Source organism: Pseudomonas sp. X10 (assembly GCF_054889225.1).
The window spans coordinates 992,695-1,018,689 of sequence record NZ_CM142677.1 but is presented as its reverse complement, the minus strand read 5'-3'; the positions used below and the strand labels follow the sequence as shown (position 1 = coordinate 1,018,689).

Sequence of the window (25,995 nt, the reverse complement as noted above, 5' to 3'; positions counted from 1 at the left end):
CGCCTCGTGGAACTCAGAAGTCGTAGCTCAGCCGGGTGTAGTAGAACGTCCCCTCCGGTGCCGAAGGAGCGAGGTAGCTGTACTGCTGCCCTGGGGTCTGGCGCAGGCGCGTGTTGAAGTCGTCCGGCTTGCTGTCGAACAGGTTGTTGGCCCCCACCGACAGGGTCAGTTGCTTGTTGAACGCGTAGTTCACGTCCAGGTCGGTATTCCACTGCGCCGAAAAGGTCTGGTCGTACTGTGCGTTGTCCGCCGAGGCGGCGTACTTGCGGTACTTGCCATAGCGGGTCTGCGCCAGGCTTACCGTCCAGGGGCCGTAGCGGTGGGTCGCCCCCAGCACCAGCTTGTCTTCGGGGTAGCCGTGCTCCAGGAAGCCTCGGGCTTCGCGGGTCAGCACATCGAAGCCGTACGGGTTGCCGTGGACCTTCCTGATCGTGGTCTTGGCCTTGGTGTAACCGGCCGACAGCGCCAGGTTACCCAGGCCCTCGAGGTCCAGGTTGTACTTACCGACGATGTCGACCCCACGGGTGCGGGTGTCGGCGGCGTTGGTCATGAACTGCGCCCAGCTGTACTGGCCGAAGCCAGCTTCGGTGAGAATCCGTTCGGCCTCGGGGCCCGAGATGCCACCGCTGTACAACAGGCGGTCACGGATGCTGATCTGGTAGGCATCGACGGTCAGCGAAGCCTGCTCGGTCGGCCGCAACACCAGACCCAGGGAGTAGTTGGTGGACTTCTCCGGCTTGAGCTTCTGCGCGCCCAACGCCTGCGCCGCAGGATGATCGACCGGCAGGATGCGGGTGAGCACTGGGTTGCCATTGACATCGACGTTGGTCGTGGTGGTCCAGGAGGTGCCGATCTGGCCCAGGGTCGGCGCGCGGTAGGCACTGTTGATGGTGCCGCGCAGGCCCACCTGCGGGGTGAACTCGTAACGCGCCGAAAGCTTGCCGGTGGTGGCCGAGCCGAAGTCCGAATAGTGTTCGGTGCGCCCAGCGACACCGACCTGGAATTTGTCGGTGACCTGGTTTTCCAGACCGAAGTACACGCCGCCGACTTCGCGCCGGTACGTATCGGCGTCGTCCGGCATCAACCCGGATGCCTGCACCGCCCCGACTTGCACACCGTCGATGCCGCCAAAGGAGTAGGAGTCGAAGTCGCCATCCTGCAACTGGTACTGCTCGCGGCGGTAGGCGATGCCTGCCGAGAGGGTCAGCGGGTTGTCCGACCAGGCGACCTCCAGGTCACGGGCATAGTCGATGGCCAGGTTGGTCTGGGTATTGATCAGCGTGGCGACATCGAACTTGGTCGGGCTGCGCGAACCATAGCTGGGGTTGACCGTATCGAAGGCCAACTCGTCGTGTTTGTCGCGACCATAGGTGGCGCTGATATCCAGGCGCCCGATGGACGCATCCTCGAAGCGCGTACCGATGGTCAGCGAGGCGTCTTCGTAACGATAGCGGTACTTCGGAATGGTGCCGTTGGGGTAGAGCGAGGGGACGTTGTTGGGGTTGTCGCGCAACAGCGGCGGCGTATTGTTGACCGACTTGTCCTGGCCGTAGGTACCGAAACTGTACAACCGCCACTGGTCGTTCAGGCCGACTTCGGCATTGGCGGCCAGGTTGAACTTGTCCCGCCCGGCGCCACCCCAGCGCGGGTCCTGCAACTCACCATCGGCCTCGTATTTGTCGCCAATATCGGTCGGTTTGGTGTTCACACCGTTGAAGCTCAGGGTCAGGAAACCATCCCCTGGCAGGCCAAGGCCATACCAGCCGTCGACGTTCTTGCTGAAACCGTCACCCTGGGCGTACTTGCCCAGTTGCGTGTTGAGCTGCCCACCACTGTCGCGTTCTTTGAGCACGATGTTGATCACCCCGGCCACCGCGTCGGAGCCATACTGCGCCGAGGCGCCGTCACGCAGCACTTCCACATGGTCGATGGCGCTGATCGGGATCATGTCCAGATCCACCGGCTGGGCACCAATGAACGGCACGCCGCCGGAAATGTTCACCACCGCCGAGGCGTGGCGCCGCTTGCCGTTGACCAGCACCAGGGTCTGGTCCGGGGACAGGCCGCGCAACGACGCCCCCTTGGGGTTCTGTCCGCGAGTGGCGCTCTGGTTCTGCGGGAAGTTGAACGACGGCAACAGTTGGAACAGCGCCTGGTTGAGCGTGGTCGCGCCGGTCTGCACCAACTCTTCGCTGCCGATCACGTCTACCGGCGCGGCGCTGGTCAGGGCCGTGGCGTCATTGCGCCGTGTACCGATGGCGATGACCCGGTCCAGGGTCGGCGCACTCGCGGCGGCGACCTGGCTTGCCTGGGCATCGGCAGGCCCAATGGCGGCGGCTTCGCTGCCAGTGTCGCGGACGATGAACGCGCCGCCCGGGCTGACCTGCAATTGCAGGCCCGTGCCGCGCAGGGCTTCACTGATCGCCTGCTCGGCCGTCAGGTCGCCCTCGATCGAAGAAGACGAAAAACGCTCAAGCCCCGGGGTGAACGAAATCACCTGGCCGCTTTGCCGACTGATGCTCAGCAACACTTCGTCCAGGGGGCCGGCACTGATGTGATAAGCCTGCTTGGCCTCATCGGCGGCATAGGCACAGGCCATGAAAAGCCCGACCAGCGGGCCGATGGCAAAGGCCTTGAGCGCGGGGTGGAACGGGGTCGCCGAATGGTTTCTGGTGATGCTCTTGTAGGTCATGCGCACAACGATTCCCTCTCCCGGAATCAACAACGCTGCTCCCTCGGCAGCGCTTACGGAAATGCTGTGGCACGGCGGCGGGAAAACTTGCAGATCGATTGGTTATGTCGTTAGAACCGGCCGCATTCAGGCCGGGCTCAGCATCACCCAGTAGTCACTGTGGCGCGTGACGCGGATGGGCAAGGTCCGGCTCAGCGCCTCCAGGACGATGTCGCTGTCGTCCAGACGGAAAAGCCCGCTGACGCGCAAGCCGGCAATGTCCGGGTCAACACGCAATACCCCACGGCGATAGGGCCTCAAGGCATCGATGACCTCGGCAAGCGGGCTGTCGCGGACCTCGAGCAGGCCATCGACCCAAGCGCCCTCGGTGCTGCTCAGGGCCTGCACGGCACCAAACCTGAAGCGGTCGAAGGTGACGCTCTGCCCTGCCTGCAACAGCAGACCGTCGCCCTGCTGATTGATCAGCTCAAGCTCCGCGCTCAAGGCGCTGACCCGGCAGCTCGCGCCACGCTCATGCAGCAGCAGACGGGATACCTGAGCGCTGATGCTGCCGGCGCGGGTCTGCACCCTGAACGGTCGGGAATCACCGGCGATCTCGATCAACCCCTCCCCGCCACGCCACTTGAGCAGCCGCCACTGATCATCGAAACGCACATCCGCCGCGCTTTCGGCATTCATCGTCAATTGGCTGCCGTCCTGCAGGGCGATGCGTTGGCGCTGGCCCGTTCCGGTGCTGATGTCGGCGCCCAGTTGCATCGGCGCCAGCAGCGGGTTGTTGAGTCCCCAACCAGCCCCCAGCGCCACACCAGCCCCCAGCAGCGCCCCCTGGATGAACTTACGCCGACCCGATGGCGCGGCAAGGGTGCGCTGCAGTACGGCGCCGCCGATGCCCTGGGCCTTCGGTACCTGGAACACGCTCAAGGTGGTCTCCAGCCGCTGGCACAGTTGTTCATGACGCGGGTCCTGGGCGCGCCAGGTCTGGAACGCCTGGTGGTCCGCCTCGCTGGCACTTCCCGAGCGCAACAGCACGATCCAGTGCGTGGCCTGTTCGATCAGTCGTTCCTGGTCGTCGGTTGCGTTCATGTCAATCCAGACTGGCCTTCAGGCAACGGTTGATGGCCTTGGCCATGTAGTCGCTGACCGAGCGTTGCGAGATGCCCAGCTCCCGGGCGATCTGCGGGTAGGTCAGGCCATTGAGTTGCGACAGCAGGAAGGTTGCCTTGACCTTGGCCGGCAAGCCGTCGAGCAAGGTGTCGATGGCCTGCAGTGCCTCGATCATCTGCGCCAGTTGCTCGGGCGATGGTGCCAGCCGTTCCTCGTCGGCTTGCAAGGCTTCCAGGTAGGCCCGCTCCAGATCGCGACGGCGCCACAACTGGTACATCAGGCGCTGGGCAATGGTGGTCAGCAAGGCGCGGGGTTGGCGGATCGGCACCACGCCCGGCGCGCTCAGCAACTGCACGAAGGTGTCGGCGGCGATGTCTTCGGCGTTGCCGCTGCCGGAGCCCAGGTGCCGACGCAAGCGTGCGCACAGCCACGGATAATGACTGCGGAACAGGCCGCCCACGTAATCACTGTGTGAGTTTCCGATGCCGGACATGAAGGCTCCACAAGGGGTAGGTTCGTGGTATGTCCGGTGTTCCGGTGAGCGCATGCTAGCCTGACGTCTTATACTTTAAAAATACTTAAAAAACATTTTTATATTCGATAAAGAAATTAAAGATACTCAAGCCCGAGCAGCCTCGCCTCCTCCTGGTAGTCGAGCAGCACCTGATAATCGGCCTCGCTGGCAGGCAGCACCTCGGCGATGGCCAGGGTCTTCGCCACCTCAGGCAGGTCCGCTAGCGCCTGATTCATCGCGGCGCGTACCCGCTGCACTGCCCGCTCATCGAGATGGCCAGCGCCGATGTAAGGCAGGCAGGGGCCGCTGGCAGTGCGGGCAACGATCCGCAGGCCCGCCACCTCATCGCTGTGGTCACGGGCGAGGTAGCCGTAGGTCACACTGTCGATGGCGGCCAGGTCACCGCGCCGTTCGCGCAACGCCCGCAAGCTGTCGCGGTGCCCGCCCGTCAGGCTGATATCCGCGAAGAACCGCCCACCGCGCTGCAAGGGCGCCAGCCGATGACGGAACAGGTTCATCCCGGAGTTGGAGTCTGCGTTGTTGACCAGGCCATGGCTGCCGCGAAAGTCCATCAGCACCTCCCGCGGATCGTCGCAGCGAGCCAACAGCAGACTGCAATGGTCGCCCCCATGCCCATGGGGTAGCTCATACAGCGGCCGGCCGATCACCCGGACTTGGCCACGCAAGGCCGTCATCAGCGGATAGCCGCAGGTCTGCGCCAGCAGCAATTGCGGCGACTGCCACAGTTGCGGCAGGTCCAGGCCAGCGGCGTCCCCGCGGGTCGCGCCGAGCAATTGCAGGATGCGTGCAAGCCAGGCCTCGCTGGCGGCGCCTACTCGTGGTGGGGCGGTATACATCGACAACTCGGCGAAGCCATGGGTCATGCTCGGACTCCAAGTCAGACAAAGGGGTGTTCCGGGCTATCGACCGGTTTCAGGCTGTGACGGCGAAACAACTCACCGTAGCCCCGCACCAGGAAACCACCGCTGCGGGCCAGCCATTGCTCACGCCGCTGGCGGTAGACCCGGGGCAGGAAGTACCAGGGCAGCCCCGGCAAGTCGTGATGCACCAGGTGCAGGTTCAGATTCAGAAACAGCCAGCGCCAGGGCCAACCGGCTTCGTTGATCACCGTGCGTTGCTCCGGGCGCTCGCTAGGCCGGTGCTCGTAGTAGGAGCGCAGCATTGCCACCGCCAGCGCCGGCACGCTGACGAACGCCAGGTAGTGCACCACCGACAGGGCGCTGTAGCGGGCGATGAACACGAACATCACCCCGCAGAACAAACCGTGGGTCAGCCACATCAGCCAGGCCTGGCGATCACCTCGGGCCAGGCGAGCCAGCTCCTCCCGGACCAGGCCAAGCAGCGCCAGCGGCGCCCCGAGCAACAAGCGGCCAGGCAAGGTCTTGTCCACCCAGCGCAGGGCACGCGTGAATGCGCCGCTGCGCTGCCAATGCAGGCGGCTGAGGTAACGGCTTTCCGGGTCGCGGCCCGGCAGCGTCAGGTCCTCGTCGCGGTGATGACGAAGATGGCTGTCGCGGTACAAGGTATAGGGATACCAGACCGCATACGGGGCATAGCCCAGGGCCTTGTTCAGCCACGGCAGTCGAGTCGGGTGACCGTGCAGCAGCTCGTGCTGGAGCGACAGCCACAACACCAGCAGCGGGACCAGCAGCACAGTGGTTGGCCATACGCCCAACTCGTGGCTGAAGATCATCACGGCAAACCAACCACCCTGCACGGCCACGAGCAACAGCCAGGTCGGCCATTCGCTGCGACCAAGGAAACTGGCATACAGGCGCTGCACATCTTCGCGCTGGGCGTCATCGAGGTAGTGGGGCATCGCGGGGTCCTGCGTCATGTCCGGTATGAACATGTGCAGCGACGCGGGGAAATCTTGCAGATCGTTTGGTTATGAGTTCAGAACCACTAATGACAAATGGAGCCTGGAAGCTTAATGCCAGTCAGTTAAGGCCAATGGCTCCGCTGTGCGGCCCATCGCAGGCTTCGCCAGCCCCACAGAATCCCTGCATACCTCAATTCCTGTGGTTTACACAGAATGGGCCGCGCCCCAAATGTTGGACAGTAAGTTTGTAAGGTGACGCAGCGAGACCCGCTTTAAGCGATCTGCTCCCAATGAGCGGTCAGGTGGCGGGCGTCTGACTTTCAGGTTCCTGCCACGGCTTACCGTCCCGCAGCATGGCATTCAAACGCACCAGCAAGACCGGGAACAGACCGGTCTGTCTGCGGGACTCTACTTGGATGTAGACCATAACGAAAAATGCTCCGTATCTTCTGATACGGAGCATTTTTTGAAGGGCCAGGCAGATGTTTTCACACAATCTGTGCAGGCTTCATTGTCAGTCAGACGCGGGCACCCCAGCCGTCAGACCTTACCGTCGTCGAGGTCCTTGCCACTGGCATCGATGACCTTGGTCGAAGGGTAGCGGTACGACGCATAGCGCACCACCAGGATGGAGAAGGCCAGCAGCAGGATGCCGCCGCACAGGTACAGCAGGCCGACATCCGGCGCCTTGTGGTGCGACACATCGCCGATCAGCAGGCGGGTCAGCGCGGTGATCGCCACGTAGAGCAGAAAGCGGATCGGCATGTGGTTGGTCTTGAAGTAGATCCCCACCATGGCCCCCAACTCAAGGTAGATGAACAACAACAGGATGTCGTCGACGCTGACCCCGCCCTTGTTGAGCATCTCCAGGAAGGTCATCACCGCAGCCCAGGCGGTGATGCCACCGATACCGAACAGCGCCAGGTAGTGGAACGACTCGACACACAGGTTGCCGAGCGAATCGGCCGAGCCATGCAGGCCCTTGCGCAGCTTTTCAGCCCATTTGATGTTCACGATGCTAAGTCCCCGATACGACATGAAGGATGATGCGCCAGGCACATGACGCTTTGTGCCATGCAGTTAAAAGGCCAGGCCCCTGCCTTGAGAAGGCGACCGATTGCCGCAAGGCACTTGGCGGCTACGCTGTACCGGGTGATTCGAGATAAATCGCCACTATCGGGTTGCAGCCGGAAGGCTTATCCTGAATACTGTATATAAATACAGTTAATCCTGACTCAACCAGCAAAAAGGCACATGAGGTGATGAATGGCCGTCGAAGTGGTATACCGCAGCAGCCGCGACCCGGAGCGCTTGTTCATGGATAAGGCCGAAGCAGACCGTCACGACAAGATGCTCGAGCTGGCCGAACGGCTGGCCGAGGTACTGCACAAGGCCGTGCCGTCGCTGAGCGAACAGCAGGTCGAGGAGGCCGGTATCTACATGGCGAAGAACCGCGACATCTTCGCCCGCGCCTTCAAGAACCAGCCCGACGCCCTGGTCGAACTGCTCGACGGCAACGCTGCCGGCTAAGCCCGCTCAACCGTAAAGCAGGCGCTCGGCGAGCATCTGCGCCACCCGCGCTGGCGAACGTTTTTCCGCCTGGGCGTGGGCGAAGACTTCGGTGAGCCGCGAGGGAATGCGCGCCAGGTGCGCGGTAATGGTGCCGAGATCCTCGCCTTGGTGCCTGAGTGCCACATAGATCAGCCCGCCAGCGTTGATCACATAGTCCGGCGCATAGAGGATGCCTCGGCTTTCCAACTGATCGGCCACCTGCAAGGTGGTCAACTGGTTGTTGGCAGCCCCGGCCACTGCCGCGCAACGCAGTTGCATCACGCTCTGACCAGTCAGCACCGGGCCCACGCCGCAGGGCGCGAAGATGTCGCAAGGGGTGCTGATCAGCGCCTCGTTCGCCACCGGGTGGGCATTGAACTGCTGCATGGCCAGTTGCACCCGTCCTGGGTCCAGGTCACTGACCAACAATTCGGCACCGGCCGCATGCAACTGTTCGGCGAGGGCATAGCCGACATTGCCCAACCCCTGCACCGCCACCCGCAAACCTTCGAGGTTGTCGCTGCCCAGGCGCGCCATGGAGGTGGCCCGTATGCCGGCGAACACGCCCATGGCTGCGTGCGGCGACGGGTCGCCGGAGGCCGTGGTGCTGGTGACATGGGGCGTGGCCTGGGCGATGCAGTCCATGTCCAGGGTCGAGGTGCCGCTGTCCACCGCGGTGATGAAGCGCCCCTGCAGCGAGTCGACGAAACGCCCGAAGGCCTCGAACAACGCCGCGCGGTTTTCCACATGGGGGTTGCGGATGATCACCGCCTTGCCGCCTCCCAACGGCAAGCCGGCCAACGCGGCTTTGTAGCTCATGCCCTGGGCCAGACGGATGGCGTCGATCATCGCGCTTTCGTCATCCGCGTACGGCAGGTAGCGGCAGCCGCCCATGGCAGGGCCCATCTGCTCACTGTGGATCGCCACCACGGCCTTGAGGCCAGTGGGCGGGTCGATGCACAGGTGCAGGGACTGGGTGCGGGTGCTTTGCATGAGCGCGAACATCGACGGGCTCCCCCGATGAGGTGCTCCTACCAGTATAGGCATGTCCTTCCTGCACAAGCCCTCGGCGGACCACTGGACGAAAAGCGGCGCTGGGGCTACAACAGAAGCTTGAGCGGAGATACCCATGAACCCACGCCAAGCCTGCCTGGCCTGCCTGGAACGCGAGCCAGTCGCCCTGCTGGAAGCCGCGCTATGGATTGCCGCCGAACATGACCGCAGCGTCGATATCGACGCCTGCCTGTCACAGGTCCACGACCTGCAACGGAACATCAGCGCCGGCCTGCCGATGCTGCCGGTCAACGAGCTGGCCCAGCCGCTGCTGCGTCAGTTGAATGCCCTGGGCTTCCAGCAGGACGAGTACCATCCGCTGCGCCCTCAGGCGGCGCTGATGGACAAGGTTCTGCATCGGCGCCGCGGCCAACCGTTGGCCCTGGCCATCCTGGCACTGGAGCTGGCCCGGCGCTTGTCGATCCCCTTGGAAGGCGTGAACTTCCCCGGCCACTTCCTGCTGCGCGTGCCGGGTGCCGATCACCTGCTCGATCCCTGCGGCGGGCGACGCCTGTACCCTACTGACTGCCGCGAATTGCTGAGCCGCCAGTTCGGTCCGCAACTGCCATTGACTGCGGAACACCTTCGCAGCGCCAATCCGATGCAGATGCTCCAGCGCCTATCACGCAACCTGCGCCAACTGCACTCAAGCAATGACAACGACCTGGCCGCTTTGATCGATGCCGAACGGGTCATGCAGTTGGGCCCGGTCCAGGTCAGCGACTACCTGGCCCGCGCCACCCTCTATCAACACCTGGAATGCCCCCAGGCCGAACGCTTCGACCTGGAGCATGCCCTATTGCTGACCGACGACCCGATCCAGCGCCTGCGCCTGAGCGAGCGCCTCGGCCAGTTGCCGATATCCCCCCGCTCGATTCACTGAGCCGGCGTGTCGGGCTGCCTCGCCGGGTGCGCCGTGATGAACGCCGGATGCTGCTCGGCCAGGGCGGCAACCCGGCGGATGCGCGGATAATCACCAAGATCGACATTGAAGCGCTCAGCCGCATACAACTGCGGAATCAGGTAGGCGTCCGCCAGCCCCGGCTCATCGCCGAAGCAGTAGCCCTGCTCGCCGATCAACTGTTCCACCGCCGCCAGGCCCTGGCCGATCCAATGGGCGATCCACTGGTTGACCTGCGCCTCGTCATGCCCCAGCTGACGCAGTTGGTTGAGCACGCTGACGTTGTGCAATGGATGGATATCGCAACCGATCAGGGCCGCCACGCCACGCACCCTGGCACGCTGTTCGGCGTCTTCCGGGAGCAGCGCAGGCTGTGGATAGGCTTCTTCCAGGTACTCGATGATCGCCGGCGACTGCACCAGCAACGCGCCGTTGTCCGTGCGCAGCGCCGGCACTCGACCTTGGGGGTTGAGCGCGAGAAAACCGTCGCTGCGCTGTTCGCCCTTGAGCAGGTTGACCGGCAGGGCTTGGTAATCCAGGCCCTTGAGCGCCAAGGCAATCCTCACCCGGTACGAGGAGGTGGAACGGAAGTAGGTGAAGAGTTCCATCGCCCTGCCCTCGCTCAGCGTGTCGGAAGGATCTTGCCGCGGCATTCGCCGAAGCCGATGCTGGCCACGCCATCTCGCGTGCAACGGGCGCGCAGGATGATCTCGTCACCGTCCTCGAGGAACTTGCGCACCTCGCCACTGGCCAGCTCCACCGGATGCTTGCCGCCCTCGGTGATCTCCAGCAGGCTGCCGAAGGAACCTGGGACGGCACCAGACAAGGTGCCGGAACCGAACAGGTCGCCCGGCTGCAGCTGGCAACCGTTGACGCTGTGGTGGGCGACCATCTGCGCCACGGTCCAGTACATGCTGCGGGTGCTGCTCAAGGTCAGGCGGTGGGCCGGCAGGTTCTGCTCGCGCATGCGCTCGGTCAGCAGCAGCACTTCCAGTTCGATGTCGAAGGCGCCATTGGCCTGGTCGCGGGTGTCGAGCAGATAGGACAGCGGCTGCGGATCACCCTCTGGACGGGCGCGCTGGGCACAACGGAACGGCTCCAGGGCCTCGGCGGTCACCACCCATGGCGAGACGCTGGTGATGAAGCTCTTGGACAGGAACGGGCCCAGCGGCTGGTATTCCCAAGCCTGGATATCCCGCGCCGACCAGTCGTTGAGCAGACAGAAGCCGGCGACATGCTCACCTGCATCGGCGACCGGAATGGCCTGGCCCATGTCATTGCCCTGGCCGATCCAGATGCCCAGCTCCAGTTCATAGTCCAGGCGCGCGCAGGGGCCGAAGCTTGGCTCGCTCTGCCCGGCCGGCAGGGTCTGGCCGTTAGGCCGGCGCACGTCGGTACCGGAGGGGCGGATGGTCGAAGCGCGGCCGTGGTAGCCGATGGGCACGTACTTGTAGTTCGGCAGCAGCGGGTTGTCGGGGCGGAACAGCTTGCCCACGTTCTTGGCGTGCTCGATGCCCACGTAGAAGTCGGTGTAGTCGCCGATCCGCGCTGGCAGGTGCAGTTGGCAGTCGCTGGCGGGATACAGCGCCGCCTTCAAAGCGGCCTGGTGCTCGCTGTGCTCGCCGAGCAGCGCCAGCAGGCGCTCACGCAGTGCCACGCGGGGCTCGCGGCCCAGGGCGAAGAAAGCGTTCAGCGCGCCACCCCGGGTGGCTTCGACAGCGGCCTTGGCCTGGCCCTCGAACAGGCCGGCGGCCAGGACCGCTTCCAGGTCGAGGATGGCGTCGCCGATGGCCACGCCGCACCGCAGCGCTTCGCCCGGACGGCTGAAGATGCCCAGGGGCAGGTTCTGCAGCGGGAAGTCGCTGTGCCCGTTGGCGTGGTCGACCCAACTGCGGGCAATGGCGGTCTGGTTCATGGCTTATCTCCGGTTCGGGTTGAAGGTGCTCGGCAACGTGGCCCAGCAACTATCGTAGTCGGCCTGCAATTGCGGGCATTCGAGGGCATGGCGGCTCGGGCGCAGCACTTGGCTGGTCTCGAACATGAAGGCCATGGTGTTGTCGATTTTGTGCGGCGCAAGGTCGGCGGCGATCGCCTTGCTGCAAGTCTCGGCATCCGGGCCATGGGCGCTCATGCAACTGTGCAGCGAGGCGCCGCCGGGCAGGAAGCCTTCGGCCTTGGCGTCGTAGGCCCCCTGGATCAGGCCCATGAACTCGTTCATCAGGTTGCGGTGGAACCATGGCGGACGGAAGGTGTTCTCGGCCACCATCCAGCGCGGCGGGAAGATCACGAAGTCGATGTTGGCCAGGCCTGGCACGCTGGTCGGCGAGGTCAGCACGGTGAAGATCGACGGGTCCGGGTGATCGAAGCTGACCGTGCCGATGGTGTTGAAACGGCGCAGGTCGTACTTGTAGGGCACGTTGTTGCCGTGCCAGGCCACCACGTCCAGCGGCGAATGCTGCAGCTCGCAGCCCCAGAGTTCGCCAAGGAACTTCTGCACCAGTTGAACCGGGCCGCTGGATTCTTCATAGCGGGCCACCGGGGCAAGGAAGTCGCGTGGGTTGGCCAGGCCATTGCTGCCAATCGGCCCCAGGTCGGGCAGGCGCAGCGGCGCGCCATGGTTCTCGGCGATGTAGCCGCGAGCCTGGCTATCGAGCAGTTCGACGCGGAACTTCAAGCCACGCGGCAACACAGCGATCTCCAAGGGTTCTAACTCCAGCACGCCCAGTTCGGTAGTGATACGCAGGCGCCCTTGCTCCGGCACCAGCAGCAACTCGCCATCGGCATTGAAGAACACCCGCTCCATCGAACGATTGGCGCAATAGGTGTAGATGCTAACGCCCGCGGGCTTTTCCGCCGCTGAGTTGGCTGCCATGGCTACCCAACCCTCGATGAAATCGGTGGGTTCGCTAGGAATCGGCTGTGGGCTCCAGCGCAGGCGGTTGGGGGTTACCGAACCCAGCGGGCCACCGCTGAGCTGGCGCTCCAGGCGCTCGAAACGCGGGTGCAAGGCCGAGGGCCGGATACGGTAGAGCCAGGTACGACGCAGCTCGCTGCGCGACATGGTGAAGGCGGTACCGGAAAAAAGTTCGGCATACAGGCCATAAGGGGCCTTCTGGGGCGAGTTCTGCCCAACCGGCAAGGCGCCGGGCAAGGCTTCGCTGGCGAATTCGTTGCCGAAACCACTCAGGTAGCTGATGGGGGACGTATCGAGGTTCATCTGCGCCTCCGGGCCCGATGCAGGCCGGTTGATGGCAGCTGGCTGCGGGCCCTGCCGAGGGACGGCTCAGGGGTAGCAGCATGTCTGCATTGTTTTTATCGTAATCAGATTACGAATAACGTAATTTGATTGCCGAAAGGCGTCAAGCTATAAAGACGCCCACCTGTTCTCCCTGGATGCCCACCCCCATGGCCAAAGCCAGCTCCCCTGCCGACAACGGCAAGCAAAAGGTCCGCTCGGCGGAAGTCGGCACCGACATCCTCAAAGCCCTTGCCCAACTCTCGCCCTCCACGCCGCTGTCACGCCTGGCCGAACATGTCGACATGCCGGCCAGCAAGGTGCACCGCTACCTGCAGGCGCTGATCGCCAGCGGCTTTGCCGAACAAGACCCGGCCACCAACCATTACGGCCTGGGACGCGAGGCCTTGCGGGTCGGGCTGGCCGCCCTGGGAGGGATCGATGTACTGAAAGTCGCGGCCCTGCCGCTGTCGCAATTGCGCGACGCGCTCAACGAGAGTTGCTTCATCGCCGTATGGGGTAACCAGGGCGCGACAGTGGTGAGCATCGAACCGGCCGTGCGCGCGGTGACGGTGGTGACCCAGATCGGCTCGGTGCTGCCGCTGCTCAGTTCGTCCACTGGCCTGGTGTTCGCCGCCTACCTGCCGGAGCGCGAGACCGTGGAACTGCGCGATCAGGAACTGGCGGCGCTGAACCACACCGCCAGCGAGTACGCGCCCCTGCTGGCCAGCATCCGCGAGCGTGGCCTGCACCATGTGCACGGGTTGCTGATGCCGGGTGTGGATGCCTTGTCGGCACCGGTGTTCAACGCCATGGGGCAGATCGCCGCGGTGATGACCGTGGTGGGCCCGACCTCGATCTTCCACGCCGATGAACAGGGGCCTGCCGCCCAGCGCCTGCTGGCTGCCACCCAGGCCGTCAGCTGGCGCATGGGCTACGAGCCTGTGCGGTGACAGAGGCATGGCCCTGGCCAGGTACTGTTACCCGAACGGTAATAGAGAATGTCAGAAGCCTCTATTTTTCTCGTCGGATCAAGCCCTTATCCTGATCTCACTGGCACGGCGCGAAGGGCTCTCCCCCGCCTTCCGGGCCTGCAAGGTTCACCGACGTTGATTTTGAAGCTCCTTGATCTAACGTCTCAGTTGGCCGCTGCATTTGCAGCGGCCTTTTTTATCGGCGCAAGAAAATGCATCGCTCAGATGATGGGCCGGAGCATGCAGCGCCTCAGCCCAGCGGATACTTCTGCAAGTTAGCCATCATCTGCTGCAATGCCTGCAGGCTGTCTTGCGGGTGCACGGCGCCGTCGAAATCACAGATCTGCTGCCAGCTGTCCGCCACCTGCTCTGGGGTGAAACCTTCACGCGGGTCGAAGCCCACGCCCAAGCTGCGCTCCCAGCGCACCTTGCCGACCCAGCCGCCTCCCACCTCGAACAGCTCGCCGCTGTCCTGACACTGGTCGCTGCCCAGGTACACCACCAGCGGGCTGATCAGCTCGGGCTTGAGCCGTTCGAACACTTGCGGTGGGATCAGGCCTTCGGTCATGCGCGTGCCGCCAGTCGGGGCGATAGCGTTGACCAGGATGCCGTGCTTGCGTCCTTCGATGGCCAAGGTGCGGGTCAAGCCGTAGAGGCCGAGCTTGGCCATACCATAGTTGGCCTGGCCGAAATTGCCGTAGATGCCGGAGGTCGATGAGGTGAAGATCACCCGCCCCCAGTTCTGCTCGCGCAGATGCGGCCAGGCGGCATGGGTGAGCTTGAAGGCGCCTTCCACATGAACTCGGTAAACCTGGTCCCAGTCGCTTTCATCCATTTTGTGGAATGTCTTGTCGCGCAGGATGCCAGCATTGTTCACCAGCACGTCGACCCTGCCGAAGCTGTCCAGTGCCTGTTCGACGATGCGCTGGCCGTCGGTGACCGAGTCATGGTTGGCCACCGCGTTGCCACCGGCCGCGTGGATCTCGGCCACCACCCGATCAGCCGCCGAGGCGCTGGCGCCTTCGCCGTGGGTCGAGCCACCGAGGTCGTTGACCACTACCTTGGCCCCGCGAGCGGCGAACAGCAGCGCATGGGCGCGGCCCAGGCCTCCCCCGGCCCCTGTGACGATCACCACTTTATCTTGCAGACGTACCGGTTCGCTCATGCTCAAGGCTCCAGGGAATGACGGGAACAACGAGTGTCCGCCAGCACCGGCCGGCGGACAATCAAGCGTACTCAGGCTGAATAGCGGGCGATAAGACAGACCGATGATCGCCCACTCAGGACCAGGCGACCCTCTGTTCGGGGTAGCTCATCGGTTGCTCGCGAAAGGCCAGGTAATGGCGCATCACCTGTGTCGGCGCCTCGGTATGCGGATAATGGCCAATGCCTTGCAGCAGCACGGTGTCGGGCTCCGGCACCAGTTGTCGGTAGCGTTCGACCATATGCACCCCGGAGATCGGGTCGACCGCGCCATTGATGAAGCGCAGCGGTACGCCGTCGCGTTGCAGCGCTCCAACCCAGCGCTCTCGCTGCGCACGACGCTCGGCCAGATAGCCGATCAGCTTGTGCAGGATGCGTGTGCCGCGGTTGGAAACGATCAGGCTCCAGTAGTCATCCAACGCGCTTTCGCTGGGATGGGTGCAAGGCCCGTAGATCTGCGTGACATTGCGCACCAAGTCGTCACGCCCGAAGGAGCGGCCCACCAGCCAGCCCAGGCGGCTGAGCAGCAGCTTCTGGATCAGGGGTGGCTTGTAGCTCTCGGGGAACAACCCGCAGTTGAGAAAGACGCAACTGGCGATCTCGGCACGTTGTTCATGGTGCCGGGCCAACAGCTCCTGGGCTACGCTGCCGCCATAATCATGGGCCAGCAGGTGCACCGGCCGCCCAACGCCCAAGTGGGTGAGCAAGGCCTGCTGCAGGTCGGCTTGTTCCATCAGGCTGTAGTGGTGATCCAGCGGTTTGGCCGAATCACCGAAGCCGAGCATGTCGCAAGCAATCACCCGGAAGCGTTGGGCCAGTGGCGTCCACAGGTAGTGCCAGTCCCAACTGGCGGTAGGGAAGCCGTGAAGCAGCAGCAAGGGTTCGCCCTGCCCTGCTGTCCAGTAACGGATGCTCTGGCCCCGGAAGGAAAAGTTCTGCCCCCGGGTTCGCCAGACGCACAATGGTATTTCGGCCAAAGGCATCAGATTCAATCCCGGTAGTGTGGCAAAAAGGAATCAAGGAAGGCTGTGACTGCGATCATTGCATTCACCTCGGCACATTCGTGTGCTTCTTGAAGACTCAAGTCTAGTCAGCAGCGCTTTGCCGGTAAGTTGCATTGGCAGCCAGCTTGATGGCCGTACGAGTCAGGGGGCGAACGGTCAGAGCAGCGCCGCCAGCAAGGGAGTGGCGAACAGGTTGAGCAAACCGGTCAGGACCATGACCAGGCCGGCCACCGAGCCCTCTTCCCCGCCTACTTCCTGGGCCCGGCTGACGCCAGCGCCATGGGCGCCGACGCCGAACAACGCGCCGCGGGCCAAGGGGGTGCGCAATGGCAGGTACTTGAGCAGGATGCCACCGAGTATCGCCCCCAGCACCCCGGTGAACATCACGAACACAGCGGTCAGTTCCGGCACTCCGCCCAGGTCGCGGGCCAGCGGCATGGCGAAGGGCGTGGTGATCGAACGCGGCAACAGCGAGAGACTCACGGCATTGTCCAGGGCCAATAGGTGCGCCAGCCCCCAGGAACTGCCGATGGAGGCGGCGCTGCCGACCAGCATGCCCAGCGACAACGCCGGCCAATGCCGGGCCAGCAACGCGCGCTGCTGCCAGATCGGCACCGCGAAAGCCACGGTCACCGGGCCCAGGACACTCATCAACCAATGGGTATTGCGCGCATATTCGGCATAGGCGGTGTGCAAAGGCACGGCCACCGCCAGCAGCAAGGCCGGCACCAGGATCAGCGGCGACAGCACATAACGCCCGCTGCGCCGGTACAGCCAACGGCTGCCCAGGTAGGCCAGCAAGGTCAGTGCGAGCCAGAACAGCGGCATGGGTTCAAGACTCATGGCGCAACCTCCAGCGGCAGACCGCCTCCACGGTCACAGCGGTCATCACCATCACCAGCAAGGTGCTGACGCCGATCACCAGCAGGATGCGCCAGCCCTCGTCACGCATCAGCACGCCATAGTCAAGCAGGCTCATCAACGCCGGGATGAAGAACAGCAGCATCTCCGCCATCAGCCAGCCGGCCCCCAGTTGCAGCATGTTGGGTTTGAGCCACCCCAGGGCGAACAACAGCAGGAGCAGCGCCAGGCCCATGACACCACCAGGGATCGGCCACCCCAACCAGGTAGCGAGCTGACCGCCGAAAAGGTAAAGGGCCAACAGCACCGCCAGTTCGGCCAGCAGGCGCAGGGACTTTTTCAGTAACGCGGATTTCATGTCAGGGTTCCTCGAGAGGCCCCTATTTTAAAATCCCAGCACCTAGGCCAGAAGCGAATTGTTAGACTGCTCACCATTCCATAATGGAATCCTGATCATGGAATTCAAACAGCTGCGCAGTTTCATCGAAGTGGTGCACCGCGGGGGCTTCACCCAAGCCGCTCAGACCCTGCATATCAGCCAATCGGCCGTGAGCAAGCAGGTCGCCCAATTGGAGCAGGACCTGGGCGTGCCTTTGCTCGAACGCCAAGGCTCGCAATTGCACCTGACCGCCGCCGGGCGCATCGTCCAGGAGCGCGGCGAGGCCCTGCTGCGCCAGCGCCAGGAATTGCTCAGCGAACTCGACGACCTCAGCCAACTGGCCCGTGGTGAACTGCGCCTGGGCCTGCCGCTGCTAGGCAGCGATGCCCTGTTCGCCCAATTGTTCGCCGAGTACCGGCGCCGCTATCCGAACATCAGCATCCAGTTGCTCGAAGGCGGCAGCCGCACGGTGGAACAAGCAGTGCTCAGTGGCGAGCTGGAACTGGGCGGCAGCCTCACACCAAGCGATCCAGCCTTCGAATTCCAACCATTCTGCAATGAGCCACTGGACGCCCTGTTGCCGCTCGGCCACGGCCTGGCCACGCAAACCCAGGTCAGCCTGCTTGAACTGGCCGAGACACCATTCCTGCTATATCAGCGCAGCTTCGTGCTCAACGACCGCTTGCTCAGCGCCTGCCAACAGCTGGGTTTCACCCCGCGCGAGGGTGGCCGCAGCGGCCAGGCGGACTTTCTCGCCGCACTGGTCGCGGCCGGACAGGGAGTGGTCTTGCTGCCACGGGTGGTGGCCCGCGGGCTGGAGCGCCCAGGGGTGGTGCGGGTGCCCCTGTTGGCACCGGAGCATCTGCGTTGGGACATTGCCTTCATCTGGCGCCGCGGCGCCTATCTGTCCCGTGCCGCCCAAGCCTGGCTGCAGCTGCTGAGGGAACAGCCGCAGCCGGCGATGATCAAGCCTTCAGCGCGCTGATCAGCTCGGCCAGCCAGGGCTCGGCATCGGTTTCCGGGGTCACGGTCTCGCTGGCGTCCAGGCGCAGCATCGGTTGCACTTCGCGCAAACCCAACTCGGCGAACAATTCACGCATCTGCTCGCCACCGCCGCAGTAGGTATCGCCATAGCTGGAGTCGCCCAGGCCGATCACTGCGCCCGGTAGGCCACGCCACTCGGCGGGCAGCACATCGCGGATGCTGCTGAACAGCGGCATCAGGTTGTCCGGCAATTCGCCCATGCCAGTGGTCGAGGTCACGGCCAGGAAGGCCTCGGGGGCGAAACCCTGCAGGTCCTGGAGGGTGGCGCGGGAGGCATGCCAGGCATCGAAGCCGGCGGCCTTGAGCAGGGATTGTGCGTGACGGGCTACTTCTTCGGCGGTGCCATAGACCGAGCCGGAAAGAATGGCGACTTTCATCTGAGGATTCCGAAACTGAGTAAAAGCGTAGGATACTAGCATCGACTAATGGCAAAAGGCCGCCAATTCATAGCAAACGCCCTCCCCTGGCCCACAGACAGCTCGCCGAACAGGAAACTGACAAACGGGTCTAACAAAACGCTTTTTTCGTTGTCCACCCGTGAAGAAAAAAACCTGTACGACCGACAAGCCTTGAGTGTGACCATGCAAGCAAACGCCCTCCTGACCCAGGATGAGCTGGATTTTATCCAGGACATGCAGCATTCGCCCCAACTGAACCAGGCCGACCCAATGTCGAGCCTGCAGGTCAATGGCGAGCGCCGGCTCAAGGATCTGCTCACGCTCCTGGCGGCCAACGCCCAGGTCACGCTCCAGGCGCAGGTCGACAACCAGCAGATCAGCTTCCCGCTGCAACTGGTCGAGGATGAATTCCATGCCCAGCACCTGCAACTGGGCCAGCCCTACATCTACGAAGATGGCCCCATGCCGCGCCCGTGGCGCCTGTCCCTGGATGCCCCGGTGGAGTTGCGCGACGACCAGGACCAGCCCAGCGGGTTATGGGTGAGGGAGATCTCCTTCAAGGGCGCGCTGCTGGAGGTACGCGGTCTGCCGCAACCACCGGAAAGGTTCAGCCTGCATTTCACCCCTGAAGGCATCCCGCCGATCGGTGTGCAGGGGGTGCTGGGCCGGCGTATCGGCAGTGACCTGGCGGCCTATGACCTCAGCCACACCCCGGAAGAAGAAATCGGACGCCTGCGCGAGTACATCCTCCAGGCCCATCGCCAGGCCCATCCGGAGCTGCACACTCAGGTGTCCAGGTGACCTGCCAGGCACCGGCGCATCTGCTTTCCTCCAGCGCCCAGGCAAGCTACCTGGGTTCCAGCCAGGCTCTCCCGGGCCAGCTCGGCAGCCTCACCGGCCAGCAATAGCGGACACGTCAAGACCGGCGCCAGACGTATCAGGCGTTTGCTCTGGTCAAGGGTCGGCTGGCGGTTGGAAAACAGCACCAGTGCCTGCGGCGCCAAGCGCTCGCAAACCAGGGCCAGTTCCTCCAGCGGCTGCCCGCAGGCCAACACCGTCACCGCAATTTCACCGCCGCCCAACAGCAAGCCGGCCACCAGCAACTCCAATTCAAGGCTGTGCCCATCCAATGGCGCCAGCAGCACGCGCCCGGCCTGCGTCTCATGGGCCAGGTGCAGGCGCTGCAGCACACGGGCACGCAGGAAGTGGTCGAGGAACAGCCATTCGCTGGTCTGTCCGAACCCTTCCCTGCAACTGCGCAGCTCCTGCCATACGGGCATGAACACACCTTCGAACACCCCCACCAGCGGATAGCAGGCGAACACCTGGCCGTACAGCTGGTCAAGGCGCCCGGTGTCGAATCCATGCACTGCCTGACGCACCAGGGATTGCCAACGGGCCTTTTCCTCGGGGCCAGCAAAGATTTCCGCGCCAGCCTTGAGCGCGTGGGCCCGCACCAGGATGCCGCCGACCTTGCTCACCGCCACACCTCGCTCAAGCCAGCCGAGGATGCTGCGGATATCGTCGATGTCCGCCTGAGAGTAGAGCCGGTGCCCACTTTCGGTGCGTGTTGGCTGAAGCAGCCCATATCGGCGCTCCCAGGCACGCAGGGTGACTGGGTTGACACCCGTCAACCGGGCGACTTCACGGATCGGAAACAGCACTTCTTGCTTGAGTTCGCTGTTGATCAATGAAGCGGGAACCTGTTCGTTCATTGCCGGAAAACCGCGTTCATGGGTACGAACACGCATTCTACGCCGGGAAACACAGCCGGTCACCGAAACGACCAGCGCCCCCTCTCGTCCACCAGCACTGACGAGTCATGAAATTTAAGGAATAATCCGCGCCCGATTCTTGCATGCACGCCTACGTCGCCCACCACCCCGGGCGGCGTACCAGGGGTCAGCTACCCGCCGGCCCCTCGTTGCCAGGAGATACACGATGTCTACCCCACCCGTTACCTTGATGGTGTCGCGCCGCGCCGCCCACGGCCGCTACCAGGACCTGCTGGCCTGGCTGCACGAAGGCGAGCAGCTGGCCACCGACTTTCCCGGCTACTTGGGCTCGGGCATCCTCGCCCCGCCTGCCGAGGGCGACGAATTCCAGATCATCTTCCGCTTCACTAACGAGCAGACCCTGAATGCCTGGGAGCACTCGGCCTCGCGCCGGGCTTGGCTGCAACGCGGCAATGGCCTGTTCGAGCGCCCGCTGGAGCGGCGCGCCAGTGGCCTGGACGGCTGGTTCGGCAGTTCCTTGGTGCAACGCCCACCGCGTTGGAAGCAGGCCGTCGCGATCTGGCTGGCCTTCTTCCCGGTCTCGCTGCTGTTCAACCTACTGTTCGGCCATTGGCTGGGAGCGCTGGACCTGGTGCCGCGCGTGCTGCTCAGCACCTTGGGCCTGACGCCGGTGATGGTGTATCTGTTCATCCCGTTGTCGACCCGCCTGCTGGCTACTTGGCTCAATGCCAGTCCGGTGCCAGCCAGGGATACCGCGCGCGGCCTGCGCAGCCGCTGAGCCGGGGCACAAGGGCGCGCAGTTCGGGTATGCTGGGGACATTCAAGCACAGCCGTATAAGTTGACCGTCCCTGACATGAACAGCCCAATCCTTGTTACCGGAGCCAGCCAGCGTGTAGGGCTGGCCCTGGCCCTCGAACTGGCACAGGCCGGCCATACAGTGGTCAGTGCCAGCCGTAGCCTGCGCTCTGAAGCGGCGCATCCGAACATCATCCAGTTCCAGGCCGACCTGTGCCAGGAGGCCGACCGCCTGGCCCTGATTGCTCACCTGCAGAGCAACTATCCTGGCCTGCGGGCGATCATCCACAACGCTTCGCTGTGGCTCGACGACAGCCTGGGCAACCTCGACACCATGTTCCGCCTGCACGTCGAGGCGCCCTACCACCTGAACCTGGCCCTTGGCGATCACCTGGCCAAGGTGGATAAGGCCGACATCATCCACATCTGCGACGAGACCTCCTCGCGCGGTAGCAAGAGCCATATCGGTTATGCCGCAACCAAGGCAGCGCTGCAAAACATGGTGCTGTCCTTCGCAGAAAAATACGCGCCCAAGATCCGCGTCAACGGTATCCTGCCCGGCCTGCTGATCTTCAAGGAAGATGGCGACGAGGCCTACCGTGAGCACGCTCTGAAAAAGGCCTTGCTGGAATTCGAGCCTGGCGCCCGCCCGTTGATCGAAGCTGTGATGTTCCTGCTCGAAAGCCAATACAGCACCGGCAGCCAGGTGGTCATCAATGGTGGCCGCCATTTGAAGAACCGCATTGCCTGAGAGAAGCCCAATGACCCCGCAACAACAACTCGAACTCGAAGCCGCCGCATTCCGGCGCCTGGTCGAACACCTGCGTAATCGCACCGATGTGCAGAACATCGACCTGATGAACCTCTCCGGCTTCTGTCGCAACTGCCTGTCCAAGTGGTACAAGGCCGCCGCAGACGAGCGACAGGTCGAGCTGAGCCTGGATGATGCCCGCGAAGTGGTGTACGGCATGCCCTACGCCGAATGGAAAGCCCAATACCAGAAAGAAGCCAGCGCCGAACAACAAGCGGCGTTCGACAAAGGAAAACCCCGTGACTGACCTCGATACCCTGCGCAACAGCCTGAACAGCGGTGAACACGCCTTCGCCGATACCCTGGCGTTCATTGCTGCGAACTACAGCTACCAGCCCCAGGCCTTCAACAACGGCGGCGTGGAAAACGCGGCTGGGCAGAACGAAGGCTCCTGCAAGACCCTGGGCCTGGCCTTGCTCGAAGGCCTGAGCGACCAGGAAGCGCTACTGGCGTTCGGCGAGCACTACCGCAGCGTCCTGGCCACTCCGCAAGGCAGCGACCACGGCAACATCCGTGCGCTGATGGCCCATGGCCTGGCCGCTGTGAAGTTCGCCGAACAGCCGCTCCAGCGCCTGGGCTGATCAACCTGGCGCCAGCCTGTAGGGGGTAGGCGCCAGTTTACGCTGGCGCCTACCGGTATAGCGTCGACCGCACGAATCAAGACAGCATCCCTCCTCAACCGCCATAAGGCGCCACCCGTGCGCCCGGCGTCCCTTCCGTCAGCCGTCCCTGTTGCAACCATGCCAAGGCGATGGACCAGAGCTGTTCGCGAAAACGATCATGAAAGAAGGCGAAATGCCCGATTTCGCTGACGCCGATATCCTCGGGTGCCAGGCGCAGGTGCAGGCGCTCTGCGTCGCTGAAGTAACCCAGCAGACGCTCGGTGGCCTCGACCGTGCCGAAGGGATCGTCCGTCAGGCTGATGGCCAGGGTTGCCGCCCTGAGCGGGGCAAAGGGTGGCTCGCCCAAGGCGCGGCCACTGGGGCGCTGCTCGAATAGCGGCGTGCGGGTGCTCCAGTCATGTACCACGCCTGCGGGCGTATCCTCCAGCCAGCCCAGGCGCTTGCCCGGGAAGTAGCCGAACCACCAGGTCAACAGCGGCATGAGCACATGCCATTTGCCGAACAACTGCCAGCGGCTGCCTGCCGCATAATCACGCCAGTAAGCGAACTGCGCGCCGACCATGACCAAGCGCCGCACCCGCTCCGCCGACGGCGCCAGCCCCGCCGCGCAGCCGCCGAAGCTATGCCCCACCACATCCACCGGCTGTCCGGGAAATGCCTGCGCTGCCAGTTGCAGCATGGCCTCGAAATCCAACCGCCCCCAATCGCTCCAGGAAGCCTGGAAGCCACGCAGCGAGGCCGGCCGCGACTCGCCGATGCCCCGATAGTCGTAGGTCAGCACATCGCAGCCATGGGCAAACAGATAGTCGGCGAAACGCGAGTAGTAGCGGCAACGCACCGAGGTCGCGGCGTTGATGATCACCAGGGGACGCTGGGGATCAGGCTCGGCATGGCGCCAGCAGAAACCTCCGAGGCTGTAGCCATCGGCGGCGGCGTGGCGAAAGGCAGTGGCGGGTTGGGTGATGCTGCTCATGGCATGCTCCCTGCTGCGGCATCGCGCCGCGGCAAGGCGGGTGGACGCGCTGTTGTTGTCCACCCACGCTAGCAAATTTCAGCGGTCAGGCCACCCCCTCAGGGGAGGGAGCCACCCGCGGTGCGCGCTCCTTTCGCAGGCCATCGAGGCGCGACCCCTCGTAGCGGCTTTCACGGAACAGCTTCCAGCGGCCGAACAGGCCATAGACATGAGTGACCCTGCCCTGCTCCTGGTACCCCATGCGCAAGTGCAGTTTCATCGCCGGGATGTTGTGAGTCTCGACCACGTCAACCACTCGCGTGCAGCCTTTGGCATGCATGGCCTCCCACAGCCCGACCTGGGCCGTCACCGACAAGCGGCTACCAAAGAACCGGCGGATCATCTCGCCACCGAACTCGAAGAACTCACCCGGCTGCACCGGGAAGGTACAACCGTAGTAATGACGGTCGTGATAATCGCGCACGCTGGCCCAGATGAACGCGACGGCATCGCCCTGTTCGTCCAGGTACATGTGCCCGGTATGGCCTTCAGCAGCCAGTTCACGCATGGTTTCGACACGATCGCCGAAATGCCGGGCAAAGGCGTCGGCGTTGTCCGTGGTGATCTCCACCAGGGTCACCGGCGGATGATCCTTGAGGTTATGCGGCGGTACCGGGCTGACCAGGTCACGCTCCATCCACAAAAGCTCCCAGTGGAAGAACACGTAGCGTTCGAACAGCGTCTTCAGGGTCCGCAGCAGGCCTTTTTGTCTGATCCGCTCTTTCAATTTTTGCAATGCGCTCATACACCCTCCCCAGCCACGGCAGTTTTGCCCGGCAATTAGGAGCGGTATAGATCAGACGCAACAGCCTCATAGCAAAAGGCCAGCGAAGGATTTGTTTCAGTTTATGTACAAGGCCCGGCGGGAACAGCGCAACCGGAAAAAACGGTTGCGCTGTCAGGGACTTGCTTACAGCTCGATGCAGTCGAACCGTACGTCAGTAGCCACGTCTTCGTCGTAGTTGACGTCGCTGCGCTCGAAGCCGAACAGGTTGAGGAACTCGCGCTTGTAGCCCGCGTAATCGGTCAACTGGAACAGGTTCTCGGTGGTCACTTGCGGCCACAGATCCTTGCAGGCGTCCTGCACGTCATCACGCAGTTCCCAATCGTCCAGGCGCAGGCGGCCCTTCTCGTCGACCTCGCCCGGCTGGCCATCGGTACGGTACAGACGGTCGCGGAACATGCGGTTCAACTGCTCGCCGGTGCCTTCGTGAATGCCCTTTTCCTTCATGACCTTGAAGACCATCGACAGGTACAGCGGCATGACCGGGATAGCCGAGCTGGCCTGGGTCACCACCGACTTGAGCACCGCCACGTTGGCGCCGCCAGCGATCTCGCCAGCCAGCTTGGCGTTCAGGCGCTCGGCGGTGTCGTCCAGGTCCTGCTTGGCCTTGCCCAGTGCGCCGTGCCAGTAGATCGGCCAGGTGATTTCAGTACCGATGTAGCTGAAGGCAACGGTGCGCGCGCCTTGCGCCAGCACGCCGGCCTGGGACAGGGCATCGATCCACAGCTGCCAGTCCTGGCCACCCATGACGGTGACGGTGTCAGCGATTTCCTGCTCGGAGGCCGGCTCGATGGACGCCTCGATGATGGCGTCCTTGTTAGTGTCGATGGCCGTCGACTTGTACGGCTGACCAATCGGCTTGAGCGCCGAACGCACCAGCTCGCCAGTCTGCGGCAGCTTGCGTACCGGCGAAGCCAGGGAGTAGACCACCAGGTCGACCTGGCCGCCCATTTCGTTCTTGATCAGTTCGATGACCTTGGCACGGGCCTCATCGGAGAAGGCGTCACCGTTGATCGATTTGCTGTACAGGCCCTCTGCCTTGGCGAACTTGTCGAAGGCCGCGGCGTTGTACCAACCGGCGGTACCGGCCTTGGTCTCGGTGCCTGGCTTCTCGAAGAACACGCCCAGGGTATCGGCCTTGAAGCCAAAAGCTGCGGTAATGCGCGCCGCCAAGCCATAGCCGCTGGACGCACCGATCACCAGGACCTTCTTCGGGCCATCCTCGCGCACGCCCAGCTTGCGGGTGGCTCCGATCTGGTCACGGACATTCAGCTCGCAGCCCTTCGGGTGGGTCGTGGTGCAGATGAAACCGCGAACTTTTGGATGAATGATGGCCAATGTCTGTACCTCATCAGGTGTTTATGCATGGAACGCACGCCGCGCAGGGCGGTGCATCCGGTGATTAGAGGGTGAGACTACACCCGGAAGCTATCCGACACATCTTAAGGGTTGATGGCGGGCGGCAAAAGCGCAGGTG

28 protein-coding genes are annotated in these 25,995 nt (G+C 63.6%); 9 read left to right on the top strand and 19 right to left on the bottom strand.

All coding sequences use genetic code 11. The features are described from left to right. Window positions 1-13: 13 nt before the first annotated feature. From ACYU03_RS04755 to ACYU03_RS04730, 6 genes are all read right to left on the bottom strand, one after another. On the bottom strand, window positions 14-2,692 hold the full coding sequence (locus ACYU03_RS04755; RefSeq protein ID WP_461888425.1) for a TonB-dependent receptor domain-containing protein: 2,679 nt from the start codon (window positions 2,690-2,692) through the stop codon (window positions 14-16). A gap of 126 nt (window positions 2,693-2,818) precedes the next feature. After that, window positions 2,819-3,775 carry a DUF4880 domain-containing protein gene (locus ACYU03_RS04750; protein WP_461888423.1) on the bottom strand — a complete coding sequence of 319 codons (957 nt, stop codon included), beginning with the start codon at window positions 3,773-3,775 and terminating at the stop codon, window positions 2,819-2,821. A 1-nt stretch (window position 3,776) separates the two neighbouring features. Beyond that, window positions 3,777-4,289 carry a sigma-70 family RNA polymerase sigma factor gene (locus tag ACYU03_RS04745; RefSeq protein ID WP_461888421.1) on the bottom strand — a complete coding sequence of 171 codons (513 nt, stop codon included), beginning with the start codon at window positions 4,287-4,289 and terminating at the stop codon, window positions 3,777-3,779. A 116-nt stretch (window positions 4,290-4,405) separates the two neighbouring features. Next, entirely contained in the window at window positions 4,406-5,194 is a 789-nt protein-coding gene (locus ACYU03_RS04740; RefSeq protein ID WP_461888419.1) for a phosphate/phosphite/phosphonate ABC transporter substrate-binding protein, read from the bottom strand. Between the two features lie 14 nt (window positions 5,195-5,208). Then, on the bottom strand, window positions 5,209-6,150 hold the full coding sequence (locus ACYU03_RS04735) for a fatty acid desaturase (protein WP_461888418.1): 942 nt from the start codon (window positions 6,148-6,150) through the stop codon (window positions 5,209-5,211). A gap of 543 nt (window positions 6,151-6,693) precedes the next feature. Beyond that, entirely contained in the window at window positions 6,694-7,167 is a 474-nt protein-coding gene (locus ACYU03_RS04730; protein ID WP_461888416.1) for a phosphate-starvation-inducible protein PsiE, read from the bottom strand. 252 nt (window positions 7,168-7,419) lie between these two features. Between ACYU03_RS04730 and ACYU03_RS04725 the strand changes: the two genes are divergently transcribed. Continuing rightward, a complete protein-coding gene (locus ACYU03_RS04725) occupies window positions 7,420-7,683 on the top strand; it encodes a YebG family protein (RefSeq protein ID WP_461888414.1) in 264 nt (87 codons plus the stop codon). Between the two features lie 6 nt (window positions 7,684-7,689). Here ACYU03_RS04725 and ACYU03_RS04720 read toward each other — a convergent pair whose 3' ends face one another. Then, window positions 7,690-8,709, bottom strand: a complete 1,020-nt coding sequence (locus tag ACYU03_RS04720) for a Leu/Phe/Val dehydrogenase (RefSeq protein ID WP_461888412.1) — start codon at window positions 8,707-8,709, stop codon at window positions 7,690-7,692. Window positions 8,710-8,833: 124 nt separating this feature from the next. Between ACYU03_RS04720 and ACYU03_RS04715 the strand changes: the two genes are divergently transcribed. Next, window positions 8,834-9,640, top strand: a complete 807-nt coding sequence (locus tag ACYU03_RS04715) for a SirB1 family protein (RefSeq protein ID WP_461888410.1) — start codon at window positions 8,834-8,836, stop codon at window positions 9,638-9,640. Here the strand turns inward: ACYU03_RS04715 and maiA are convergent. The 3 genes from maiA to hmgA are packed head-to-tail and all read right to left on the bottom strand — an operon-like array spanning window position 9,634 to window position 12,875. Beyond that, window positions 9,634-10,266, bottom strand: coding sequence for a maleylacetoacetate isomerase (maiA, locus tag ACYU03_RS04710; protein WP_461888409.1), 633 nt, complete (start codon window positions 10,264-10,266; stop codon window positions 9,634-9,636). The two genes, ACYU03_RS04715 and maiA, sit on opposite strands and share 7 nt — an antisense overlap. A 14-nt stretch (window positions 10,267-10,280) precedes the next feature. Beyond that, a complete protein-coding gene (fahA, locus tag ACYU03_RS04705) occupies window positions 10,281-11,573 on the bottom strand; it encodes a fumarylacetoacetase (protein WP_461888407.1) in 1,293 nt (430 codons plus the stop codon). Window positions 11,574-11,576: 3 nt separating this feature from the next. Next, window positions 11,577-12,875 carry a homogentisate 1,2-dioxygenase gene (gene hmgA, locus ACYU03_RS04700; protein WP_461888406.1) on the bottom strand — a complete coding sequence of 433 codons (1,299 nt, stop codon included), beginning with the start codon at window positions 12,873-12,875 and terminating at the stop codon, window positions 11,577-11,579. Window positions 12,876-13,063: 188 nt separating this feature from the next. Between hmgA and ACYU03_RS04695 the strand changes: the two genes are divergently transcribed. Continuing rightward, window positions 13,064-13,846, top strand: coding sequence for an IclR family transcriptional regulator (locus ACYU03_RS04695; RefSeq protein WP_461888405.1), 783 nt, complete (start codon window positions 13,064-13,066; stop codon window positions 13,844-13,846). Window positions 13,847-14,117: 271 nt separating this feature from the next. Here ACYU03_RS04695 and ACYU03_RS04690 read toward each other — a convergent pair whose 3' ends face one another. The 4 genes from ACYU03_RS04690 to ACYU03_RS04675 form a co-directional block, all read right to left on the bottom strand. Next, window positions 14,118-15,032 carry an SDR family oxidoreductase gene (locus ACYU03_RS04690; protein ID WP_461888404.1) on the bottom strand — a complete coding sequence of 305 codons (915 nt, stop codon included), beginning with the start codon at window positions 15,030-15,032 and terminating at the stop codon, window positions 14,118-14,120. Window positions 15,033-15,147: 115 nt separating this feature from the next. Then, the gene (locus ACYU03_RS04685; protein WP_461888402.1) at window positions 15,148-16,053 is read right to left on the bottom strand and encodes an alpha/beta fold hydrolase; all 906 of its coding nucleotides are present in this window, start codon (window positions 16,051-16,053) and stop codon (window positions 15,148-15,150) included. Between the two features lie 177 nt (window positions 16,054-16,230). Beyond that, window positions 16,231-16,917, bottom strand: a complete 687-nt coding sequence (locus ACYU03_RS04680; protein ID WP_461888400.1) for an LrgB family protein — start codon at window positions 16,915-16,917, stop codon at window positions 16,231-16,233. Further along, window positions 16,907-17,293: a CidA/LrgA family protein gene (locus tag ACYU03_RS04675; protein ID WP_461888398.1), complete on the bottom strand. Its 387-nt coding sequence runs from the start codon at window positions 17,291-17,293 to the stop codon at window positions 16,907-16,909. The genes ACYU03_RS04680 and ACYU03_RS04675 overlap by 11 nt, the downstream gene beginning before the upstream one ends. Window positions 17,294-17,390: 97 nt before the next feature. On the opposite strand from ACYU03_RS04675, the gene ACYU03_RS04670 reads away from it, so the two are divergent. Then, window positions 17,391-18,299 carry a LysR family transcriptional regulator gene (locus ACYU03_RS04670; RefSeq protein ID WP_461888396.1) on the top strand — a complete coding sequence of 303 codons (909 nt, stop codon included), beginning with the start codon at window positions 17,391-17,393 and terminating at the stop codon, window positions 18,297-18,299. Here the strand turns inward: ACYU03_RS04670 and ACYU03_RS04665 are convergent. Then, a complete protein-coding gene (locus ACYU03_RS04665; protein ID WP_461888394.1) occupies window positions 18,280-18,735 on the bottom strand; it encodes a flavodoxin in 456 nt (151 codons plus the stop codon). The genes ACYU03_RS04670 and ACYU03_RS04665 overlap by 20 nt on opposite strands. Before the next feature lie 204 nt (window positions 18,736-18,939). Here ACYU03_RS04665 and ACYU03_RS04660 point away from each other — a divergent pair, with 204 nt between their 5' ends. Then, window positions 18,940-19,557, top strand: a complete 618-nt coding sequence (locus ACYU03_RS04660) for a hypothetical protein (RefSeq protein ID WP_461888392.1) — start codon at window positions 18,940-18,942, stop codon at window positions 19,555-19,557. Here ACYU03_RS04660 and ACYU03_RS04655 read toward each other — a convergent pair. Continuing rightward, a complete protein-coding gene (locus ACYU03_RS04655) occupies window positions 19,542-20,471 on the bottom strand; it encodes a MerR family transcriptional regulator (RefSeq protein WP_461888391.1) in 930 nt (309 codons plus the stop codon). The two genes, ACYU03_RS04660 and ACYU03_RS04655, sit on opposite strands and share 16 nt — an antisense overlap. A gap of 226 nt (window positions 20,472-20,697) precedes the next feature. Here ACYU03_RS04655 and ACYU03_RS04650 point away from each other — a divergent pair, with 226 nt between their 5' ends. The 4 genes from ACYU03_RS04650 (at window position 20,698) to ACYU03_RS04635 (ending at window position 22,680) form a co-directional block, all read left to right on the top strand. Then, entirely contained in the window at window positions 20,698-21,270 is a 573-nt protein-coding gene (locus ACYU03_RS04650) for an antibiotic biosynthesis monooxygenase (protein ID WP_461888389.1), read from the top strand. 76 nt (window positions 21,271-21,346) lie between these two features. Beyond that, window positions 21,347-22,039: a dihydromonapterin reductase gene (gene folM / locus ACYU03_RS04645; protein WP_461888387.1), complete on the top strand. Its 693-nt coding sequence runs from the start codon at window positions 21,347-21,349 to the stop codon at window positions 22,037-22,039. A 10-nt stretch (window positions 22,040-22,049) separates the two neighbouring features. Continuing rightward, window positions 22,050-22,346 carry a DUF1244 domain-containing protein gene (locus ACYU03_RS04640; RefSeq protein ID WP_461888385.1) on the top strand — a complete coding sequence of 99 codons (297 nt, stop codon included), beginning with the start codon at window positions 22,050-22,052 and terminating at the stop codon, window positions 22,344-22,346. Continuing rightward, window positions 22,339-22,680 carry a HopJ type III effector protein gene (locus ACYU03_RS04635; RefSeq protein WP_461888383.1) on the top strand — a complete coding sequence of 114 codons (342 nt, stop codon included), beginning with the start codon at window positions 22,339-22,341 and terminating at the stop codon, window positions 22,678-22,680. Before ACYU03_RS04640 ends, ACYU03_RS04635 begins: the two co-directional genes overlap by 8 nt. A gap of 94 nt (window positions 22,681-22,774) precedes the next feature. Here ACYU03_RS04635 and ACYU03_RS04630 read toward each other — a convergent pair whose 3' ends face one another. The 3 genes from ACYU03_RS04630 to fabV all read right to left on the bottom strand — a co-directional run bounded on the left by ACYU03_RS04630 (window position 22,775) and on the right by fabV (window position 25,856). Continuing rightward, window positions 22,775-23,695, bottom strand: a complete 921-nt coding sequence (locus tag ACYU03_RS04630; protein ID WP_461888381.1) for an alpha/beta hydrolase family protein — start codon at window positions 23,693-23,695, stop codon at window positions 22,775-22,777. Window positions 23,696-23,780: 85 nt separating this feature from the next. Next, a complete protein-coding gene (locus ACYU03_RS04625) occupies window positions 23,781-24,479 on the bottom strand; it encodes a GNAT family N-acetyltransferase (protein WP_461888379.1) in 699 nt (232 codons plus the stop codon). Between the two features lie 165 nt (window positions 24,480-24,644). Next, window positions 24,645-25,856, bottom strand: a complete 1,212-nt coding sequence (gene fabV, locus ACYU03_RS04620) for an enoyl-ACP reductase FabV (protein WP_461888377.1) — start codon at window positions 25,854-25,856, stop codon at window positions 24,645-24,647. Between the last annotated feature and the right edge of the window lie 139 nt (window positions 25,857-25,995).